Genomic DNA, 774 nt, shown 5'->3' on the forward strand with positions numbered 1-774 from the left:
GCCTGCGCCAGGTGGCCCTTGTCATTGCCCGAGGCCGACAGCAGCACTCCCACCACCAGCCGCTGCCGCGCTCCACTGGAAACCACCGTCACCCGGTGGCCCGGGTGCACCCCGTTGCCGGGGAACTGCATCAAGCCCGCGCAGGGGTTGCTGAGCACCACGGTGGCGGCGCCCCGTTGCTGGCACAAAATGACGGCCTGCTGGTGGCGCTGCACCTGGTCCTCATGGTGCTTTTGCGCTGACTCCGACAGCGCACGGACGTCCACCTGGGCCAAGGCCTCGAGGCGCTTGTGCGAGTGCTTGCGCACGCGCACCTGGCGGCCGCTGGCGTGGGCCCGCAGACGCACGCTGTCGACGGCCAGGGCCTGCTCCTCGATGAGGCCTGCCTGGTAGGCCCACCGGACGGTTTCTTCCAGCGCCTCCAGCAGGAAGGCGCCCTGGCTGGCTCGAAACCGGTTGAGCACCGAGCGGCTGATGGCATGGCCCGCACTCAAGAGTCGCAGCGCCATGTCCGTCTGGAGGGCATGGGCCAATTGCGTGCCCTGGTGGATGCCAATGAGGCTGGCGTACACCCAGAGCGCCAGCAGCTCGCGCGGCGCGTAGCCCTTCTGGCCCAACGCCGAGAAGCCCGCCTCCACCCGCCTCAGGTCGAAGCGCTTCACCAGCGTGCGCACCTTCCTGGCCAGGTGCTCCGGGGGCACCAGTCGTTCCGCGGTGGCAAGCACCTCGCGCTCCACTGCCTTGAAGCGTGGCGTCGGGTCCCTCGCGACGCGG

General features: G+C 69.9%; 1 protein-coding gene. It reads right to left on the bottom strand.

Going from position 1 to position 774, the window contains the following annotated elements; translation table 11 throughout:
• The coding region (locus tag K8556_RS38925; RefSeq protein ID WP_223745190.1) for a transposase at positions 1–725 on the bottom strand (725 nt) is incomplete at its 3' end.
• Positions 726–774: the final 49 nt, after the last annotated feature.

The sequence above is a fragment of the Corallococcus sp. AS-1-12 genome (assembly GCF_020036995.1).
In the GTDB taxonomy this organism is placed as follows: Bacteria; Myxococcota; Myxococcia; order Myxococcales; family Myxococcaceae; genus Corallococcus.